A 20,178-nucleotide genomic window follows, 5' to 3' on the forward strand; every position below is an offset into this window, starting at 1 on the left:
AGCTGTTTTATGTCTAAAGCAACCCTCCTACTGATTGAAGATGATGAGTTTATGGTCAAGCAGATTAGCAAACTTGCTGAGTCGAGCGGCTTTGAACATATAGTGCATTTTGATAGCTTGCCTGACGATCAAGCCTACTTAGATGCAGATCTTATCGTCGCTGATATCCAACTGCCCAATATGGTCGGCATAGCCCATATAGATAAACTGATCACTTTAGAGGGGCATAAGCCTGTGATCATTATGTCTGGCTTAGACCAGATGACTCTCTCCTCAACGCTCACCATTCTTAAAATGAAAAAGGTTAATATTGTTGCCGCACTGACTAAACCATTCAACAGAAAAGAGTTTAAAGATATTTTACTCGCAAACCTTCCTCATTAGATTTCCTCCCCCCACTAGCAAAGATGACAAGCTAGGTATTCATAATCCATTGCTAATTAACTTTTTCAATTAGCAAAAAATACTTTTAATAATCAGGCTATGCGTGTCAACATGCATCGATACGAATATTAAGTTGTTATGGAGCAGACAAACTAAGATGAATCTAATGGATAAGCCACAAACAGAGTCTCAAGTTAAGTATCAACAAAATTCTCCTTTAAACTCCTCTATTAATACTGGGACTCTTTTATCTCGGTCTCGCTACCTTTTAAGTGCGGTAGGACCAGGATTATTGATGGCGGCAGCAGCAATTGGCGCCTCTCACCTTGTCGCTTCAACTCGTGCAGGTGCTGAATTTGGTTGGCAATTGGCTTGGCTTATTCTAGCGGTTAACTTACTTAAATATCCCTTCTTTGCTGCGGGGGCGCGTTATACCGCTTCAACTGGGGAAAGCTTACTTCATGGCTATCAAAAGCAAGGAAAGGGCTACCTTTTACTTTTTACTTGCCTAAACACTATAGCAGCCATAGCCAGTACTGCGGGCGTTGCTATGTTGACTGCCGCTATGTTAACGCTTTTCATCCCTCTCTCTATAGATGTGCTTGCACTGATTGTTTTGCTATCTAGTCTTGCGGTGCTTATCTTAGGCCATTATGCGCTACTCGATAAGCTAACTAAGGTGATCATGCTATGCCTAACTCTATCTACCTTAGCGGCTGTAGCTTTAGCCTTTAATGCTTCACCGGTAGTACAGCCGGGCTTTATTTCTCAATCTCCTTGGCAGTGGGGCTATATCGGTTTTCTCGTGGCTATGATGGGGTGGATGCCTGCTCCGATTGAAGTCAGTGCCTGGAACTCGATTTGGCTACTCGAAAAAAGCAAAACACAACAAATATCTAAACAGCAGGCGATATTTGATTTCAACTTTGGTTATCTGACAACCGCAATACTCGCGGTCATATTTCTAGCGCTCGGTGCTTTAGTTATGCATGGAAGCGGCGAGCACTTTTCAGCCTCAGGGGCAACATTCGCTAGTCAATTGATCGACCTTTACAGCCAAGTGCTGGGAGATAGCAGCCGTTACTTGATAGGCGCGGTGGCGTTACTGTGTATCTTTAGTACCACTGTAACCGTTATCGACGGCTATAGTCGCACGCTTAACTTGGGCTGGCATTTAATCACTCAAAAAAACGCAACTGAAAAAGGATTAACGTTTGTCATGTTAATCGTGAGTGCGCTTGGTCTAGCCATTGTATTGTTTTTTAAAGGGGCGCTGCTGCCCTTGCTTGAGTTTGTAATGATACTCGCCTTTATGACCACTGTAATTTTCGCTTGGTTAAACTATAAGTTAATGACAAGTGAAGCATTGGCGGAATCTGATCGTTACGGCTGGAAAATGAAGCTGCTGTCAATGCTAGGTATGACATACCTCATCGGCTTTGCTTTGCTATTTATCTACTGGATGATGACAAAATAGGGATGTACTCAATGAGATTAGTAAGAGAAATGAATGTACGCCTGTCAGTTATTCAATGCAGCACTTCAGCTTACATAAGGTTTTTACTGGCCTTATCACTTATCGTACTGCTCAATATCCTAATGGTAAAACCAGTATTTGCCGATTTCCCTCCACTTAATAATCAGCAAGAAGCCTTAAAGTCACAGGGGGGGATTGCCCCAAAAAGCTTAGGCGCTGAGATTAAAGATACGATAGATAACTCGCTACAGCCCTTTAGCGGCAGTGTTCTCTTGCTACAAAATAACGAACCTTTGCTGAAAATGAATAAAGGACGAGGGATCAACCAAAGATCAAGCTTCATCATAGCCTCACTCTCAAAACAGATCACGGCCACACTCGTCTTGCGAGCTATAGATTCAGGGAACCTTGACCTAAATACCTCAATCAATAGTTACCTGTTTGATGGACCGTATACTGAAACAGAACTCGCCGATGTAGAGCAAGCCATTGAAGGTGGAAGCTCAGAAGAATTTGATGCAAAATTTGAAGTAGCACCAACCACTGAAGAAGTGACTAAATTATCAGAAGCGCCTTCTACCAAGCTAAATCGTTCAAATGACTGTGCAACAATTGACTGTACAACAACCGAAACTGACCAAACAGAAGTAAGCCCTTCAATAATTTATGGCATAGATACAGAAGCGCAGAGTGAAAGCCTATTTAATCCGCATCGCTACAATCAAAAAATAACTATTCATCAACTACTTAGTCACACATCAGGAGTTAGTAAACTCGGGACCCCTAATCATTTTACTCCCGGTAACCAATTTAAATACTCTAACCTAGGCTACTCGCTACTTGCAGAAATACTCGAAAAAGCCTACCAACAACCCTTTTCTGAACAGATCACACGCTTCGCCATGGAAAATGGGATCAGTGGACTTTATGCAGAAGTGGGCACTGTAGATAATATTCGTCAGCGCGCTCCATCCCTTGCGATTGGCCTCAATGAAGTGGGCAATACCCTGACACCATCAAACCTAGAAAACACAGCAGATTTACTCCCTGCTGGCGGGCTAATATCTACCGCTAAAGCGTTCTCAACCTTTCAGCAGAAACTGCATTCGGGCAAATTAATGACCCCCAAAAGTTATAATTTGATGACAAGCTCATACAGTGAGATCTCGTTCCTTTGGCCTGATATGAGTTACGGTTATGGCCTGAGAATAAATCGAGAAGATGGAATAACAGAGTACAGCCACACTGGTTACATTGCTGGTTACATGTCTATGTCACTGCACTATCCAGAATTCAATTTAGACCTAATCATACTGGAAAATATCTCCCTAAATCTTAATGACTTAGATAGAGTATTTGAGCTACATAACAAGGTACGTACGTTGATCAGACAATCTCTTATTGCCAAACAAGGCCATGAGAGTAACGAGATTTAGATAAATAAACGACTTAGACAATATAAATTAATTCAGGCAAAAGCTTAAACTCGGTTATAATAGCAAACACAAGATCCCGCAGATGCGGAATCAACCAGAGAATAATAGATAGCTATGATAAACAACGATATTTTACGCCGTATACGTTTCGTGTTTGATTACCAAAATGCCAAGATGATTAAAATCTTTGCTAAGGTAAAACATGAGGTCTCTCAAGAGCAACTTATCAACCTGCTAAAGAAAGAAGCAGAAGAAGGTTACCAACCTTGTAACGATAAGACCATGTGTCTGTTCTTAGATGGCTTGATTATCGAAAATCGTGGCCTTAAAGAGGGCGCAGAGATCCCAGAGCCTGTAGCACAGATCAATAACAACCTTATCTTCAAAAAGCTAAGGGTTGCTTTAGAGATGCGTGAAGATGACATTATCAGCACATTAGCTTTAGCTGACTTTAGTATGTCTAAATCTGAGCTTGGCGCGCTGTTTAGAAAACCAGGTCATAAACACTTTAAAGAGTGTGGCGATCAGGTGCTGAGAAACTTCCTTGCCGGCCTTTCTATTAAGCACCGCGGTAAATAGCAGCTTGATTTAATCAAAAAGCACAATATAAAAAAGCACAGCTCAGGCTGTGCTTTTTGTTTTAAACGCTTCCACATTGCGAAATAAAAAAAAGACCTAAAAAAGAGCTAAAAAAAGGGTTCAAAACAGAACAAAGATCACATTTCATGATAATCTTCTTTTACTGCAGTATCCATAACTACAACTATCAAAAGGTTACCAATGGACGATCATAAACGCCCCCTCTACCTCCCCTTCGCTGGGCCCGCTATTCTCGAAGCCCCTTTGATTAACAAGGGCAGTGCATTCACCGATGAAGAACGAGTCTTTTTTAACCTGGAAGGTCTTCTTCCTCACGTTATCGAAACCATCGAAGAGCAGGCGTCCCGTGCTTATGATCAGTACACCAATTTTACCAATGATTTAGATAGACATATCTACCTGAGAAACATACAAGATACTAACGAAACGCTCTACTATCGCTTGGTTCAAAATCATATTACCGAAATGATGCCTATTATCTATACCCCAACTGTGGGTATGGCTTGTGAACGTTTCTCTAAGAACTATCGCCGTAACCGCGGCCTATTTATCTCGTACCCGAATAAAGACCGCATCGATGACATTCTAAATAACTCGACGCGTCAGAAAGTAAAAATTATCGTGGTTACTGATGGTGAGCGTATTCTAGGGCTTGGCGATCAAGGTATTGGTGGCATGGGAATACCAATTGGTAAGTTGTCTCTTTACACCAGTTGTGGTGGGATCAGCCCTGCATATACTTTGCCTATTACCTTAGACGTGGGCACAGATAACCCACACTTACTCGAAGATCCTATGTACATGGGCTGGCGCCATCAGCGTATTGGCGGTGAAGAGTACACTGAGTTTGTCGAAGCATTTATGCAAGCTGTCAGCCGCCGTTGGCCTGATGCCTTGATCCAATTCGAAGATTTCGCTCAGAAAAATGCCATGCCATTACTTGAGCGCTACAAAGATCAGTACTGCTGTTTCAACGATGACATCCAAGGTACAGCTGCCGTAACCGTTGGTTCACTGCTTGCTGCATGTAAAGCTGCAAAGAGTAAATTAAGTGAACAACGCGTTGCCTTTTTAGGTGCAGGTTCTGCGGGCTGTGGTATTGCCGAAGCCATCATTGCACAAATGGTGTCTGAAGGTATTGATGAAACCCAAGCTCGTAGCCAAGTATTTATGGTTGACCGCTGGGGACTGCTACAAGACAACATGCCTAACCTGCTAAACTTCCAGCAAAAACTAGCTCAAAAATCAGAGACGATTGAAAGCTGGAATACCGAGAATGGCAATGTTAGCTTGTTAGATGTCATGAATAACGGTAAACCAACCGTACTTATCGGTGTATCAGGTGCGCCAGGATTATTTAGCGAAGAGATCATCAAAGCGATGCATGCAAACTGTGCTCGCCCTATCGTCTTCCCACTATCTAACCCAACAAGCCGCGTTGAAGCCACGCCAAAAGATGTGCTTCATTGGACTAACGGCCAAGCACTCGTCGCAACTGGTAGCCCGTTCGAACCAGTCGTTATTGATGGTGAGGGTTTTGAGATTGCTCAGTGCAATAACAGCTACATCTTCCCAGGCATTGGCCTAGGAGTGTTAGCCGTTGGTGCCAAGCGAGTCAGCGATGAGATGCTCATGGCATCGAGCCGAGCGCTTGCAGAATGCTCACCACTGGCTATTGATGGAGAGGGGCCATTACTCCCTCCTCTTGAAGAGATTCAGCGTGTCAGTAAGCATATTGCTTTTGCTGTCGGCAAAGTAGCCGTTGAACAAGGGCACGCCCTTCCTTGTACCGATGAACTGCTAGCACAGTCAATAGAAGCAAACTTCTGGACTGCAGAGTATCGACGTTACAAACGAACTTCATTCTAACTCTTAACTAAGAGTTAGGTCAGAAAGTTGGTTTAAACTTCGAGCTTCGAGCTTCGAGCTTCGAGCTTCGAGCTTCGAAAACAGATTAAAGCTACCAAGTAACCTTGGTAGCTTTTTTATTACCTACGAATGACAGTTTTTGCTATCTTCTGGTTTGCTTCTTGTTGATTTAGTACTCGGAAGTATGTTTGAAGATTATACTTCCATTGTAACCTAACGCCTGTCAGGCGGGGCATGGGCAGCGACTTCAGCGAAACGCCGTGAACACATCCGTGTGGGCTCTACCAAAACATCTGACCTACAAGGGTGTGGGGAATGCCGAAGAAATGCAGGGAAGGTTTCCGGCCATGTTTTGGAAGCTCCCAGCCGCATCTACACTGATTGTTTACAAGAAAGCTATCTTTTAGATTTTTAATTACTTCAATAAGTTAACTTTAATTACGCCTTACTTTGTGTAGAACTCAACATGAAAGATAAAACCAGTGAACTTAACTGATACTAATAAAACTCGATGAAGCATAAAAAATACAAAAAAAACTTGTGATTAGACAAGAGATAAAATAATGAACTTACTGCACCTCCAAGCCTTGTTAATGGCAATTGAGACTGGCTCTATTTCTGCAGCGGCGCGACAGCTAGGTAAACGGCAATCTCAGGTTAGCCAATGGATCTCCGATTTAGAGATTGATTTGGGAGTGAGCTTTTTTGATCGCTCGGGTAACAAGACGAGCTTAAGTCAGGATGGCGAAAAGTTATTGCCCTACCTCACCCACAGCTTGAGCCAACTAGATAAGTTTGTCCAAAGTGCCCAGGTTCTTGCAGAAAGTGAACCAAGTACACTAAGGATTGGTATGGAAAACTATATTCCTGATATCGCTTTTTCTCCTGTGCTGGCATCTTTATTCGATACGCCAAACCTGAGTATTGAGGTGTACCGAGAAGAAGTCGGCCAGCTAGAGAAAGATCTCTGTGAAGGACATACAGATATCATTCTGACTCACGAATCTGACACAGTCCATCACACTCAGTTTGACTACTGCCGTTTAGGTTATTATCACGAAGAGCTGGTTTGTAGCCCTCAGCATGCCTTGGCTAAACTCCCTAACATAAGCTTGCAAGACTTAAGTCAATACAGTGAATTAGTTTGGGGTGATGTTGGTCATAGTGATGAAAACGGATTCAGCCCTAACTACGGGCTATTTTCTGATATCAATACCCTCATCGCTATGCTAAAACGAGGGAAAGGCTACGCGTTTCTCCCCCATGAATATGTGAGTTCGATGATTTCGGATAAACAACTCATCCCCCTAAATTGCGATTTTGAGCGCGTAGGGATCAAGCGTAAAGTAGAGATCTGTTGGCGCAATGGCTTAACCTTATCTAGCAAGGGAGCCAAAGCGATTGATGCTTTCAAGCAGGAGCACCAGTTAATCTAGTGTCAGTTTAAAACACTCATCGCTGGCATCCGATGAGAACTCTACCAGCAATACAGCCATTTAGGGTACTTATTTAATAACAATGGCTACAGGCTAGTGCTCCTCAGCATCGAACACTACTTTACCTTGCAACAGCGTCATAATGACCTCGGCGTAAACAATTTCTTCAACTGCTAATTGAGTAATATCACTGTCAATTATTGCGAAATCGGCAGATTTCCCAACTTCGATTGAACCCGTTACCTCACTAATCCCAAGACTAGCGGCGGCATTGATGGTGTAAGCATCGATGGCTGTATCTATGTCGGGTAAACCAGTTGCCCCCATTGTTATACTGTTGGCAATGCCTACCAAAGGATTGATATTGTGTACATTCCAATCGCTGCTTAAAGAGACATTTGCTCCAGTATCAAAAATAGTCTTTAGGTTCATCAACAACCTACTACGCTTTTCACCAAGAAATGGTTCTGCCCAGCTATGATCGTGATGGGCGACATAATCCGAGCCCACTTGGAAATCTGCGGTTATGTCTAACTTAGCAAAGCGTGGCACATCTTGAGGATTAACCAGTTCAACATGGGTTAAGGTATAGGGTCTGCTAGCGCCCTTATTGCGAACATATTCAACCGCATTAAGTGACTCCCTTATCGCCCCATCACCAATAGCATGAATATGGGCACCAAAGCCTATTTGATTCAGTTTGTCCAACCAGCTTGGCATCTGTTGCGGGGCAATATAGTTAATGCCCAAAGGTTCATCTGCAATATACGTGTCTATATAGGGCTTCAGTAATTTTGCCGTACCGTTAATAAATATACCGTCACTGTACATCTTCACCTGATCGACAAGTAGCAAACCAGACTTATCACTTGAATGAATGCTCTTCAGGTATTTCAACTGGGCAGCCATAGAGTCAGTAGGGTAGATCCAGGGACGAAGCGATACTCTTGCAGTTAACTCATCATTCTTCTCTGCCGCTCTCCATACCTCATACCAACCTCGCTTCCAATATAATCGACCATCGCCTATGGTGGTAATACCATGAGCTGCTGCCTCTTCCAGCCCAGACATTAGGCCGATATAGCTAGCATCAAACTGGTTTTCTAAACTATTCCACGCCATCTCCATCACCAGATCACCGGCATTATCAAGCAAGATACCATTAAGCTCGCCAGTTTCCTCGTCTTTAAGAATTTTGCCGCCTTGAGGTTCAATCGACTCTTTGGTGATCCCTGCACGCCTTAGTGCTTGTGAGTTCACCCACATTGAATGTGACGTTTGCTCCATGATAACAACGGGATGGTCGGGGTATATACGATCTATCACTTCAAGCGGTGTACTGTCATTCTGCTCATGAAGCACTGCATCAATGGAAAAACCGTAACCCATCAACCATTCATTATCATTGGCTTGTTTACGACAGGCCTTCAGGTAGGGAACTTGCTCAGCCAGCGAGGCATCCATATTTAACTCGCAGTTCCCACCCGCTGATGATGCAGCTTCAAACACATGATTGTGATTATCAATAAACCCCGGCATCACAAAGGCATGTTCCAAATCAATTACTTGAGTTTGGGCGTTACGATAGCCATTCACGCCATCTTCATTACCTATATAGACTATATTTCCATCATAGACTGCCAAAGTATCAGCACTCTGATGACCATAAATCACTGCATTAGTCATGATCAAATCTGCCAGTTCTGCTGGCTCTGTAGTCTCGGCTTTACAACTTGTAGCCCCCATGACTAAGCCCGCTATCAGTGCAAGTGAATACACTTTCTTCATAAGTTCATCCTATTTCCCCAAACTCTAAATAAGTATAGGGAATCTTGAGTTCAATTTCAGACAGGCTAACGTAAGAGAAAAAATAAACAAAAGTACTCACTATCTAAAATTTGAGATAGTGACATTTAGGTATAGAAACTAGATAAATTATCGCTCGATCATTAGATCATATGGGGTTATGCGGAGTGAGTGTAAACTTTCTTGAGTTTACCTTACATTTCATAAGTATAAGGCTTTTCTAGACTCTTTTCACTTACGCATTTCTGTCCAAAAATTAGCTACAAGCCAAAACACTTAAATCGAAGAAATGAACCACCTGATGTAGATGCGGCTGTGGGCTTAGATTTCAGGGTGAGGTATCACTACGTGATACTCTTCGAACGAGAGACAGGATGTCGAACTGGCAGTTAAACATGAAGGTTGTTTGAAACCGCAGAGCGTATAGGCATATATTAATAGCGTTCCACAGAAGCACATAGACATTCCTCGCCGGACAGGCGGTTGATTACAATTAAGCTCAGATACTCAGTAAACTTCCAAATACCAAAACAGCCAAATGAAACCAGCCTATACAATATTTGAAACTTGTTAATCTACAAGTATAAAAAAGGCCATGGGAGGAACCATAGCCTTAACCGATCCCCTCATTAGCATACTAAAGAAAAGATCTATTTCTCATCCAAGAGAAAACTTATTACTTACCTTCAATAACTGCGCGAATGCTGTTGAGCAAGGCTCTATCAGTACGGGCTTTTTTAAGCTTCTTAGCACTCTCTTTAAGGGAGTCATCCGAGATACGGGTAAAGATACCGTTGTACTCTTTCTCGTCTATAGCATCATCACTGTCTGCAGCTTCTGAAATATCTTGTGCTACACGGCTTAATTGTAACCAGGCATTGGCAATATAAAAGCCATGAAAATCAGATTGTGGTAGCAAGCTTTTAGCACTCTTTGGCAGTGCCTCCCACCCCTTAATAAACTTCTCATCGCTGTCTTCAAGTAGCTCATTGCACAGGTTTGCGTAAGCTTCCAGCAGGTTCTCAGGGATCTTATCCATAGGGATCACAACATTACAGACATTCAGTGATACTTGTTCGACGCGCGTTTTATACTCAGGAGTAATTTCGATCATGTTTTGCTCTATCAGTTTTTAATTCATTAAATGGAAATTTGTCATTAGCTATCATTAAGCTTAGAAGTTGCCGCTAACCTAAAAGCCATAGTTGACCTGCTTAGCGGCATTAAAATGCTCTCAAACACGGCTCTCACAGAGATAACCCTTCCTAATACGGTGATTATGCCAGCTTTTATACCTGCCCAATAATCTAAATGCAAAAAAGACCAAGTGCACGCAGCAAAACACACAAGTGACTAGACTAATGCGCACCCCATAAGATACAGTATGTTATGCTAAAAAAATGCATATAAAGTCTGCATCAGTTAGTTATTGTTCACTATAATTTGTTGTATGCTATATACAAAGAATAATTAGAAGGGTTTCGTAAACATATAATGGCTCATAGGTTGCCCCCTCTCCAGGTAAAGTCGGTTATAGCGCTTTGTAAGCATTTTCCTTTATGGATAGCTTTTACTTACATAATCTTGCTATCTTTTTCCCCTATTAGCAGGGCTGAAGAAACCGATCCTTTTCTAGAGACATTCGAGCTGCTAGAAAGTGGAAAGCTTTTATCGGCCGATGAGCTAAAAGTAAAACTTGATTACCTAAAAGCCAATATCAATGCAGACGACACGAGCAACTACCAAAGGCTACAACGCGCTCTATGTTGGAATATCGACGCCTTTAATCCAGATAAAAGAGATGAAGGGCTTACATTTGTTCAGCAACAACTTGAATCTGAATTAATAAAACAATCAGCAGAAACCGTTGCAGACTTAATGCTTTGCCGTGGCTGGTTTTACCAATTCTCTGGTGAGGTTAGTCTAGCGCTTGATGAATACAATAAAGTTGTCGCAAAAGCTTATCAGCTGGAGTCTCCTCGTCTAATTGCTGACGCTCGTGGATTACGCGGCGCAATGTACTCTTTTCAAGGTAATTATGCATCAGCATTAGAGGATCTACTTACAGCGCAACAGCTATACGAAAGTTTGAATTTAGAAATATGGAGTCGCTATAACTTAGCTGAAATAGCCACTAGCTACCGCCGCTTTGGCGACCCTCAAACTGCAATAAAATATTATGACAAGCTAGTCACTCAGTTTACTCACTCCGGCGATCTTGAGCTAGCTACAGGTATTACAACCGAAATGGCTATCGCACTAGAGGAGTTAGGCGAAAACGAAGCAGCATTAGAGAAATATCTGCAAAGTTATGATTACTGGCACCAAGAAGAAGATGAGCTTGCCATGAGTTTTGTGTCTGTAAATTTAGCTGGCACCCTGATTAAGCTACAACGCCTAGATGAAGCAAGTAAGTACCTGAACTTTGCCCAAAAACACGTCTTAAGCTCAGAAGAAGCCTTTTATAGTTTTATGATGTTATTTCGTGCTCAAATCAGTTTTTTAAACAATCAATCTCAGCAAGCACTGCCCTTTATAGAGGAATCAGAAGCTGCTTTTAACCGAGTCAAAAACTCCAGAGGCTTGACTCAACTTTACATGCTCAAAAGCCAAATTTATGCAGATCTATTAAACTGGGAACTTGCTTATCACTCTCTTGAGCAATATATACGACTACATAATGAACTCGATATAAAACAGCAGAGCCATAGAACAACGGAGATGCGCACTCGATTTAATACTAAACAAGTCGAAAGTGAAAACACGCTTCTCATAGAGAAACAAGAGATCAAAGAGCGAGAGCTAAAGATCCTTCAACAGAATCGATACTTGCAATTCACTGTTATTTTCCTGGCTTTGATAGTGATAATCAACATATCCTTTTTTGCCTATAAGCAAGCTAAGAAGTCCAAGTTATTAGAAGTTTTAGCCTTAACAGATCATTTGACTCAACTCCCTAATAGAAGACACACCTACACTCTTGGAGAGCAACTCTTTGCTGAGAAAGCGCCACTGTCGCTAATCTTATTTGATGCGGACTACTTTAAAAAGATTAATGATCTCTTTGGCCATGATATTGGCGACCAAGCGCTCATTGCACTCGCTAATATTTCCAGTTCAATAATGAGAAGCTCAGATCTCGTTGGTCGAGTTGGTGGAGAGGAGTTTTTAGTCATCTTACCGAATACAGAGCTGCAGCAAGCAAGAGAGATTGCAGAGCGTTTAGTCAAAGCGATTGCTCAATCAGACTTTAGCCATATTGAAGACAAGCTCGCGATGACTATCAGTGCAGGTGTTGCGTCCCGAGACCAAGACAAGCACTTCTCGGAGCTACTACAACGCACTGATAGCGCCCTATATCAAGCAAAGTCTGATGGAAGAAACTGTGCAAAATCGGTTTAATCAATGGTATTAACCCGTAGTAAGAGAGAACATTGCTAAAAAGAAAAGAGTAGGAGAACAAAGAGTAAGAAAAGCAAGCGAATTAGTGATTAAGCCAAAGGATATCAACCGAGTCGGAGACTGAAATTGACAGATGTGTATCATCAAAGTATTTCGTATAAAGTCGCTTAAACTTTCCAGAGGTTTTGAAAGCCGTTAATGCTTCAGCCCAATGCTCTATAACCTGCTGATGAGTCCCTTTTGAAAAAGCTAAATAGAGAACAATTTCATCGAGAACAAATACAGGCTTAACACTCGTAGCCTGTTCGCCTACTTTTTCAAGTAAGCTAGCCACAGCAACATCAGCTTGACACCATAAACGAACTCTCCCTCTAAAAAGCTGCTTAGCGGAGTGCTCGGGATAACTTGCCAACTGGAGGTTTGTCACGCCAGCTTGTTTTAATAAACTCTCGCCAATGGTGTCCCGGTAAACCCCTATCGCGCCTACAGTCTTAAGCTCGTCGGCACGCTCAATTTCAATCTCATCTTCAGCGAGCGCGAACAAAGATATCTTACTGCTCAGAATAGGGCCAACAAAGTGAAATTTATTACGGCGGGTTTCATTGATTGATGTGGCAAACAACAACACATTAGCCCGTGTCTCTGCAATAGATAAGGCTCTAGCCCAAGGCATTACCTCAATCTGTTGTTCGTTTTCGACAGAAAGCTGCAACTGCTCAACTAACTCTACAGCAAAGCCTTTAGCAGCACCGGACTCCTCATAGGAGACTGGTGCCCAAGGTTCTGTAATTAGGCGTAGTTCAGGGCTGGAAACGGCAGCTCTTACCTGAGCGGCTTGAGCATTTAATGAAACGAGCATACATGTGGCAACAGTCACTGTCAGAATCAAAGCCAAAGTCAGTGCCTTGAGCATAAACTTGAATGGAGCTAAACACTTTCCCATAAATCCTCTTGGTATGCTTAAAGCCTGTGAAGAGTTGATAACACAGGCCTAGCTTATACCAATTTAACTATAGCAAAAGTGACATATTGTATTTCCCCTGCACCTCAGTTAATTGTCATTATCTTGATACCCCCTCAACATCACCTTCATCAATGAATATTCAGTGGCACTTGTTCATCTATAAGCCTAGGGATTCAGGAGATAATATGATATTTAAAAAGTTAAAAACTCACGTAGCTGCTGCAGCGATAGCAACAGGTTTATCGTTTTCAAGTGTCGGGTTAGTCGGTTACTCTGCACCTGTAATGGCCGTAGCAGAAGAGAACTCAATCTATACCATTACCGTATGGAAGATTCATCCTGGTAAACATATAGAGTTTATCGAATACATGAAGGAATGGGAGGAGGTTTATAAGGTGATCAAACTCCCTCCAATGAAGTGGTACAGAAAGATATCCGGTGATAGTTATGACTTTGTCAGTGTGAGCCCGCCTTTTGATCGCACCGCTGAACATGAGATGGAGCGCGTTGGTAAAGAGCGTGGCTTACCTATCGGGTATAACTACACATTAAAGCTCAATGAGTTCGTCGATAGCTATACCAGCACCATAGTCGAAGGCCCCCAGTCAATGGCAAACTTACTTGATCAAATTGATTAAAGATAAGCTCCTAGGTTCTAAAACCTAGGAGCTCTATGCTAATAGCTCAGAACTAAAAACTCTTAGATAGGATGATAGGATAAACCGATATAGGCTTGGCCTTTCCAAGTATCTAGCACTAAACTGACCTTCTCATTTGCCTGTGGCCACTCGCTAAAGAGTTTGTACTCTCCAATAGCGGTTAACTCACATAACTTAGCCCTATCTATGCTTTCCAATGGATTAATAGAAAGCTCATTCAATTTTGTCTCACCAAACTGTGACACCATACCTTTTCTTATCTGCTTATATTGCTCAACACAAGTTAAAGAATCCGCATTAATAGAGTGATAAAACAAAATATTCTTCAACTTGCCTTGCTCGGTAAACAGAAACTCCTGATGGAACTCAGTACCAAAAAGCTCACTCTCATAGGTCAGTCTATTTGCCTGCTCATCACTTGGCTTAGCCACTTGTGATTCTTTCACCTGCTCAAATGAAAGGTGCCAGTCAATCGACATAGGTAAAACAGTGGTACCTATAACACCTCGCTCACTCTGTGCTGCTGGTTTTTCCTCATTATGAGCTAAAGCAGAAAAGGAAAACTGATAAGAGAAAAATGCAGCCATAGCAATAGCAGATAGAGTTAAATTTGATTGTGATTTCATAGAGACTCCAGTGACTTAGTTTTAGTTAACCTATCACGCAGGTAGATATGAGTCTTATAACGGTTCGCAGCTCAAATGAAGAAGATTTGTTATAACAAATTTTTTCCCATCGCTTATGCTGACACACTGCAGTCGTACTTTAGCACTATTACTCTAGTTATCTCGTCCTTATTAGCACAAGCATTCACTTTCCCTAATTTAGAACATATAGCCAATATTAACAGTCACTTAATATAAATCAGCAATTAACCAGCTAGTAGTAAAGTATTAGTCACCGAACTAATTATATGCTTTCCGCCTAGATCCTTTAATACTCAGGACTGATGTTAGTCAGTCGTTAACTCTCCATAATTGTCGTCAATTAATTGACATGCTCAATCCTACGTATGAGAAACAACGGAATGTGTTTAGTCAATCACAGGCTTAAACAAGCTTTAGTCATTCTAAAGGTGGAACATAAGTAGCCTGAGTAAGATAGAGCACTAATCGAGCAGTAGGATTAGTGGCAACAACACTGAAAAAATAAACTTTTTGAAATCTTGGTCCAGCAGCAAGGATCTTGTCTGTTTGTTTTGAGTCGATAAACAAAAGCATTAACAACTCAAAATAAACCAGTTACTACTAATAAGGGAATATCTCAATGAAACACTCTAAGATCGCCATGCTGATATCAGCAGCATTACTCGCTTCTTCTAGCGCTTCTGCTGCCAGCATTAATAACAATGCGACTGTGGAACAAGATGGCAATAATAACGGTGCAACAATTAATCAGGTTATTGAAAGTAATGACAACCAAGCGTTAGTTGATCAAGACGGTAATCACAACACCGCTCAAGTCGATCAAGTTAACTCAGATTTAAACCTTGCTGATATACAGCAATCAGGCAATCGCAACTCTGCAACTGTCTCGCAAGTCAACGTCACTTCAGCGCTATCAACAACTATTCAAACAGGTAATGGTGATACAGCCCTTATCGAAAATACAGATTCCGACAGTGCTGTCGCCACTATTACTCAACACGTTGGTCAAGGCAATGATGCTTATGTAGACCAAACAGACTCAGACTCTGCAACCGCTAACCTGACTCAATCAGGTTCTGGTAACGATGGTGACATCCTGCAGTCAACTAATAGCGAAGCGGCTGACACAACGGTGGCAACGCTCGCACAGACTGGTAACGATAACGTTGCTTTGATAAGTCAAAGCGCTTTAGAGAACACAGCGACGTCATCACAAACTGGTAATCGAAACGACTCCACCATTGACCAAAGTGGTGATGATGGCGTTGGGAAAAACTTAGCTAATGTTGACCAAGTTGGAAACGGCAACGACTCTTATGTCGATCAACGTGAAACCAACTTAGCCACAGTTAGCCAAATGGGTAATGGTAACAGCTCGGAAGTTCTGCAGGCTGACAGCAACACCGCATTTATCACTCAGACAGGTAACAATAACGAGTCTAGCGTTGATCAAGCTGACAGCCGTTATGATGAAGATAATCTAGCAGTTGTTAACCAGCTAAATGGTAACGGTAATTCGTCTGTTGTTATCCAGGAAGATAATAACCAAGCCTACATTACCCAGCAAAATGGTAACAACAACGAATCATACTTAAACTCAGATGACGATAACATTACTCATGTGACTCAAGAGAATGGTAACGGTAACTACTCTGATATCCAACAAGATGACGATAACGCTTTAACCGTTTACCAAGCAGGTGGTAACAATAACGAGTCTTGGGTAGACCAAGATGATGACAACACCGTTTTTGTAAACCAGACTGGTGGAAATGGTAATGTTTCTGATATCGATCAAGATGATGATAACACTGTAAACGTCAACCAAATCAACGGTAACCATAATAGCTCGTCGATAGAACAAGATGACGACAACACGGTTAATGTATTCCAAGGTAATGGTAATGGAAACGAGCTATGGTTGACTCAAAGTGATGACAACACAGCAACAGTTACCCAAGATGGCGGCAATAATAATTACATAGAGATTGACCAAAACGACGATAACCGTGTATCTGCTTTGCAAGTTAACGGCAACGGTAACGAGGCTTTTGTAGAACAAGATTCTGATAACCAAGCTGATGTGATCCAAGATGGTGGTAATAACAACGACATCAATGTTGAACAAAGCGAATCAAATAGTCTGTTTGCATTACAACTTAACGCCAGCGGCAATGAATCAAACATAACTCAAGATTCTGGAAACCAAGCAGGTGTAATTCAGCATAATGCTAATAACAACTATGCCGAAGTGACTCAGGGTGTGTCTAACACTGTTTTCTCACTGCAGATTAACGGTAATGGCAATGAGTCTTACATCGCGCAAGGTTCAAACAACAACGCAACTGTCATACAAGATGGTAATAACAACGACTCATCTTTAACTCAAGACTTCCAGCAAGAAGCACTGATTATCCAGGCGGGTAATGGTAACGAAGCTACCGTCAGTCAAGTGAGCTCTGACAGTGAGCTGGTTGCCAACAATGTAGAAATTATCCAAGACGGTAACAACGACAGCGCCGCTGTGACACAAACTGGTTTAGGTAACGATGTACTCGTAAGACAAGATGCATCTAGCCATGGTAATAGCATCACTATCGACCAAACAGGTTTAAATAACTTTGCCGGTGCAGGTACCTTCACTGGTGCAGGTAGCGAGTTATTCATTACTCAAAATGGTGATGGTAACCGTGTATCTAATGGTGAAAGCGGCCGTGATATTGGTGCGACTTCCACTGGGTCTGACAACACTATGTATATTGACCAGGTTGGTGACAATAACTTAGTTTCAGCTGAGTCTTCCCATAACGGTTCATTGGTTGATATCGACCAAAATGGTGAGCTTAACTTCGCTGATGTAGATTCAACTTGGGGCGCTGAGAACGAGCTATATGTCTCTCAAACAGGTAAGAGCCATGTTGCTTATGTCACAACTACGGGTGGCACATCTAACTACACCAACATCACTCAGACTGATATGTCTAATACTGCTGTAGTGACTCAAGTGGGTTCAACTAACTCAGTGACGATAAATCAAGGTACAGCTGGCGTAGGTGGTAGCTAAGCTCAGCTAAGCCTATTTATCATGTCGCTTAATTAGCGTCAGAATGAAGTTAATTAAAGGGGGCCTAGCCCCCTTTTTGCTACTTGGATAACGTACAAACTCCCAACATATCCTATTCTTCTAATAGGCTTTCATCATCAGTAACTCGCATGAATTCACGTAAAGGCATTTTAACGTTAAGCTTAGCCGCCAGCTTGATAATCATATCGAGCCAGAGCCAAGCAGAGATAGCACTAGACAACTCTCAGACAGAGCTTAAATTTGCAGTAATCAATATTGGTGAACCTTACGAATTTACTAATTCAAGTGGCCATATAGCAGGCATATTAGTGGAGATCACTCAGCTTTTATTAGCCAAAAGTAATATCAAAGCCAATATAGAGATAACACCCTATAAGCGCATGATCCACGAACTTAAAGCTGGGAGTATTGATTGTGCTATGTTCTTCACCTCTCAAATCCATTCAAAAGATTTTTTCCAGTTGGGCTTAATCGCAAAAAAACCTGTGATCATAATTAATAGCCCTGCTCAAGCTTCGGCAAAAAATCTCAGTGATTTTGAAGGTAGGAATATCGGTAGGATACGCGGGGCACACTATGGTTCTGAATTTGATGACAATCAAAAAATCCGTAAAAGCGATTTAAACAACTATCAGCAAGGAGTCGCCCAGGTAATGAAATCTCGCATCGATGGCTTTATCGGTGCTCAAGAGAGCATAGCCGAACTGTATGATCTGTCCATCGGTTACTATACATTAAGCTCAAGAGAGAACTGGTTACAGTGCTCTAAAACCAGTCCAAGAATGCAAACCCCTGAGATACTAGAAAAACTGTATTCAGGGTTACAACTGCTTCATAACAGAGATGAGAGACTGGATCCCATCTCTATCATTCACAGGAAATATTTACAGAGTTATACTAGACCACTTTAGCCCTCAGGCTATCCCCCTAAGAGTTAGCAGCGAGTATTATCTATAAATGCATACAGAAAACTTTCGTCTGGCTCATTTCACGAATAGCAAACTTAACCCCTTCTCGGCCTAAACTTCCGCGTTTAGCACCACCAAAAGGCATAGCATCGAGACGGTAATCGGTTGAATCATTGACCATCACACCTGCCACATCTAATTCACGAGAAACCTTCATCGCTGTATTAATGTTATTGGTAAACACTGCGCCATGAATGGAAAAATCGATATTATTGGCTAAGGCGATAGTCTCATCTAAATCGGTAAACTTAAATAGACTCACTACAGGTCCAAACGCCTCTTGGCAGACCAGACTTTCACTCTCATCGACACACTCTAATGCCGTAGGAGAGTAACAGGCTCCTTCGCGCTGACCACCAGCAAGCAAGTTGGCCCCATTACTGATCGCAGTGCTGACCCAAGACTCTATCCGCTTTGCCTCTGTTTCATTGATCATTGGGCCAACATCGGTAGCATCACTTAATGGATCGCCAACGCTAAGCGCACAAGTCTGCTTAGCAAACTCAGCCTTGAAGGCATCATAGACCCTTTCCTGAATATAAATGCGCTGCACACCGATACAGTTTTGTCCTACAGCCCAAAATGAGCCAGAGACACAGGAGGCAACCGCTTTCTCAAGGTCGCAATCATCCATGACTATCACAGGCGAGTTTGCCCCTAGCTCCATCGCCAACTTTTTAATGCCAGCCTTGTTAGCAATAATCTTCCCTGAGGCTTCACCGCCAGTATAGGTCACCATAGCGACATCTTTACTGGCAACTAAAGGGTTGGCAAAATCCCGTGCAGAGCCAGTTAATACATTGATACGCCCAGTCGGTAGGCCTGCTTCAAGTAAAGCTTCTACCAGCATAAGTGCAGATAACGGCGCCTGCTGCGAAGGCTTTAAAATAACCGAGTTCCCCGCAGCAAGGGCAGGACCAAGCTTATGGGCTGCAAGATTTAACGGGTCATTAAATGGTGTGATAGCGACCACAACCCCAAGAGGCACAAGATCGTAATGGCCGATACGGTTCTCGCCACCAGCAAAGCTATCAAACTTAATGGTCTCCCCGGTCAGTCGTGTTGCCTCTTCAGCTGATAACGTCAAGGTGTTCACACAACGCGTCACCTCTTTTCTAGCGGCTTGTATCGGTTTCCCCGTTTCCTTAGCTATGGTCGTGGCAAACAGTTCTAGTCGCTCAGCAATCAGCTCCGCTGCACCACGAAGGACCTGAGCTCGCTCACTACTTGCTTGATGTTTATAGGTCTCAAAAGCACGTTTTGCACTCGCAACAGCTAAGGCAACATGACTTTCATTCGCACAAGCCACATTGGCCAGCACAGCGTTATCAAAAGGGTTAACGATCTGCATGGTTTTATCACTGCTTAACCACTGACCATCGATAAGTAGCGTAGCTTCTGTTTTTGATGCCACAAGACACTTCGCTTTCACTGCAAGATTCATA

At 42.4% G+C, this 20,178-nt stretch carries 15 protein-coding genes; 10 read left to right on the forward strand and 5 right to left on the reverse strand.

The features are described 5' to 3' along the window. The first annotated feature begins 9 nt into the window (after window positions 1-9). The 6 genes from BM736_RS17395 (at window position 10) to BM736_RS17420 (ending at window position 7,202) form a co-directional block, all read left to right on the forward strand. Window positions 10-384, forward strand: coding sequence for a response regulator (locus tag BM736_RS17395; RefSeq protein WP_076414502.1), 375 nt, complete (start codon window positions 10-12; stop codon window positions 382-384). Window positions 385-550: 166 nt separating this feature from the next. Beyond that, a complete protein-coding gene (locus BM736_RS17400) occupies window positions 551-1,861 on the forward strand; it encodes an Nramp family divalent metal transporter (RefSeq protein WP_179079070.1) in 1,311 nt (436 codons plus the stop codon). Between the two features lie 11 nt (window positions 1,862-1,872). Next, window positions 1,873-3,297, forward strand: coding sequence for a serine hydrolase (locus BM736_RS17405; protein WP_256717950.1), 1,425 nt, complete (start codon window positions 1,873-1,875; stop codon window positions 3,295-3,297). 114 nt (window positions 3,298-3,411) lie between these two features. Further along, on the forward strand, window positions 3,412-3,876 hold the full coding sequence (locus BM736_RS17410) for a DUF1456 family protein (RefSeq protein ID WP_076414504.1): 465 nt from the start codon (window positions 3,412-3,414) through the stop codon (window positions 3,874-3,876). Between the two features lie 201 nt (window positions 3,877-4,077). Next, window positions 4,078-5,766, forward strand: a complete 1,689-nt coding sequence (locus tag BM736_RS17415; protein WP_076414506.1) for an NAD-dependent malic enzyme — start codon at window positions 4,078-4,080, stop codon at window positions 5,764-5,766. A 563-nt stretch (window positions 5,767-6,329) separates the two neighbouring features. Further along, window positions 6,330-7,202 (forward strand): LysR family transcriptional regulator, encoded by an 873-nt coding sequence (locus BM736_RS17420; RefSeq protein WP_076414507.1) that lies wholly within the window; start codon window positions 6,330-6,332, stop codon window positions 7,200-7,202. Window positions 7,203-7,295: 93 nt separating this feature from the next. Here the strand turns inward: BM736_RS17420 and BM736_RS17425 are convergent, their stop codons facing one another. Next, window positions 7,296-8,990: an amidohydrolase gene (locus BM736_RS17425; protein WP_076414509.1), complete on the reverse strand. Its 1,695-nt coding sequence runs from the start codon at window positions 8,988-8,990 to the stop codon at window positions 7,296-7,298. A gap of 694 nt (window positions 8,991-9,684) precedes the next feature. Continuing rightward, on the reverse strand, window positions 9,685-10,122 hold the full coding sequence (locus BM736_RS17430) for a DUF3069 domain-containing protein (protein WP_076414510.1): 438 nt from the start codon (window positions 10,120-10,122) through the stop codon (window positions 9,685-9,687). A gap of 392 nt (window positions 10,123-10,514) precedes the next feature. Between BM736_RS17430 and BM736_RS17435 the strand changes: the two genes are divergently transcribed. Beyond that, entirely contained in the window at window positions 10,515-12,410 is a 1,896-nt protein-coding gene (locus BM736_RS17435; RefSeq protein ID WP_256717951.1) for a GGDEF domain-containing protein, read from the forward strand. Window positions 12,411-12,492: 82 nt separating this feature from the next. On the opposite strand, the gene BM736_RS17440 is transcribed toward BM736_RS17435, so the two are convergent. Then, window positions 12,493-13,353: an ABC transporter substrate-binding protein gene (locus tag BM736_RS17440; protein WP_076414514.1), complete on the reverse strand. Its 861-nt coding sequence runs from the start codon at window positions 13,351-13,353 to the stop codon at window positions 12,493-12,495. A gap of 206 nt (window positions 13,354-13,559) precedes the next feature. On the opposite strand from BM736_RS17440, the gene BM736_RS17445 reads away from it, so the two are divergent. After that, complete coding sequence (locus BM736_RS17445) at window positions 13,560-14,012, forward strand: hypothetical protein (RefSeq protein WP_076414516.1); 453 nt, start codon at window positions 13,560-13,562, stop codon at window positions 14,010-14,012. A 62-nt stretch (window positions 14,013-14,074) separates the two neighbouring features. Here the strand turns inward: BM736_RS17445 and BM736_RS17450 are convergent, their stop codons facing one another. Next, window positions 14,075-14,659, reverse strand: a complete 585-nt coding sequence (locus BM736_RS17450; RefSeq protein ID WP_076414518.1) for a hypothetical protein — start codon at window positions 14,657-14,659, stop codon at window positions 14,075-14,077. 640 nt (window positions 14,660-15,299) lie between these two features. On the opposite strand from BM736_RS17450, the gene BM736_RS17455 reads away from it, so the two are divergent. Both BM736_RS17455 and BM736_RS17460 read left to right on the forward strand, forming a co-directional pair. Next, the gene (locus BM736_RS17455; protein ID WP_076414520.1) at window positions 15,300-17,744 is read left to right on the forward strand and encodes a hypothetical protein; all 2,445 of its coding nucleotides are present in this window, start codon (window positions 15,300-15,302) and stop codon (window positions 17,742-17,744) included. Window positions 17,745-17,893: 149 nt separating this feature from the next. Next, entirely contained in the window at window positions 17,894-18,676 is a 783-nt protein-coding gene (locus BM736_RS17460) for an ABC transporter substrate-binding protein (RefSeq protein ID WP_076414521.1), read from the forward strand. Window positions 18,677-18,716: 40 nt separating this feature from the next. On the opposite strand, the gene BM736_RS17465 is transcribed toward BM736_RS17460, so the two are convergent. Next, the gene (locus tag BM736_RS17465) at window positions 18,717-20,177 is read right to left on the reverse strand and encodes an aldehyde dehydrogenase family protein (RefSeq protein WP_076414523.1); all 1,461 of its coding nucleotides are present in this window, start codon (window positions 20,175-20,177) and stop codon (window positions 18,717-18,719) included. Window position 20,178 lies beyond the last annotated feature (1 nt).

Source organism: Shewanella sp. UCD-KL12 (genome assembly GCF_001957125.1).
Taxonomy (GTDB): Bacteria; Pseudomonadota; Gammaproteobacteria; order Enterobacterales; family Shewanellaceae; genus Shewanella.

Coding starts and splice junctions, on each gene's coding strand:
- BM736_RS17400 (WP_179079070.1), top strand. CDS start 551: ATGGATAAGCCACAAACAGAGTCTCAAGTTAAGTATCAACAAAATTCT.
- BM736_RS17450 (WP_076414518.1), bottom strand. CDS start 14,659: ATGAAATCACAATCAAATTTAACTCTATCTGCTATTGCTATGGCTGCA.
- BM736_RS17425 (WP_076414509.1), bottom strand. CDS start 8,990: ATGAAGAAAGTGTATTCACTTGCACTGATAGCGGGCTTAGTCATGGGG.
- BM736_RS17430 (WP_076414510.1), bottom strand. CDS start 10,122: ATGATCGAAATTACTCCTGAGTATAAAACGCGCGTCGAACAAGTATCA.
- BM736_RS17410 (WP_076414504.1), top strand. CDS start 3,412: ATGATAAACAACGATATTTTACGCCGTATACGTTTCGTGTTTGATTAC.
- BM736_RS17415 (WP_076414506.1), top strand. CDS start 4,078: ATGGACGATCATAAACGCCCCCTCTACCTCCCCTTCGCTGGGCCCGCT.
- BM736_RS17455 (WP_076414520.1), top strand. CDS start 15,300: ATGAAACACTCTAAGATCGCCATGCTGATATCAGCAGCATTACTCGCT.
- BM736_RS17465 (WP_076414523.1), bottom strand. CDS start 20,177: ATGAATCTTGCAGTGAAAGCGAAGTGTCTTGTGGCATCAAAAACAGAA.
- BM736_RS17445 (WP_076414516.1), top strand. CDS start 13,560: ATGATATTTAAAAAGTTAAAAACTCACGTAGCTGCTGCAGCGATAGCA.
- BM736_RS17440 (WP_076414514.1), bottom strand. CDS start 13,353: ATGGGAAAGTGTTTAGCTCCATTCAAGTTTATGCTCAAGGCACTGACT.
- BM736_RS17405 (WP_256717950.1), top strand. CDS start 1,873: ATGAGATTAGTAAGAGAAATGAATGTACGCCTGTCAGTTATTCAATGC.
- BM736_RS17395 (WP_076414502.1), top strand. CDS start 10: ATGTCTAAAGCAACCCTCCTACTGATTGAAGATGATGAGTTTATGGTC.
- BM736_RS17460 (WP_076414521.1), top strand. CDS start 17,894: ATGAATTCACGTAAAGGCATTTTAACGTTAAGCTTAGCCGCCAGCTTG.
- BM736_RS17420 (WP_076414507.1), top strand. CDS start 6,330: ATGAACTTACTGCACCTCCAAGCCTTGTTAATGGCAATTGAGACTGGC.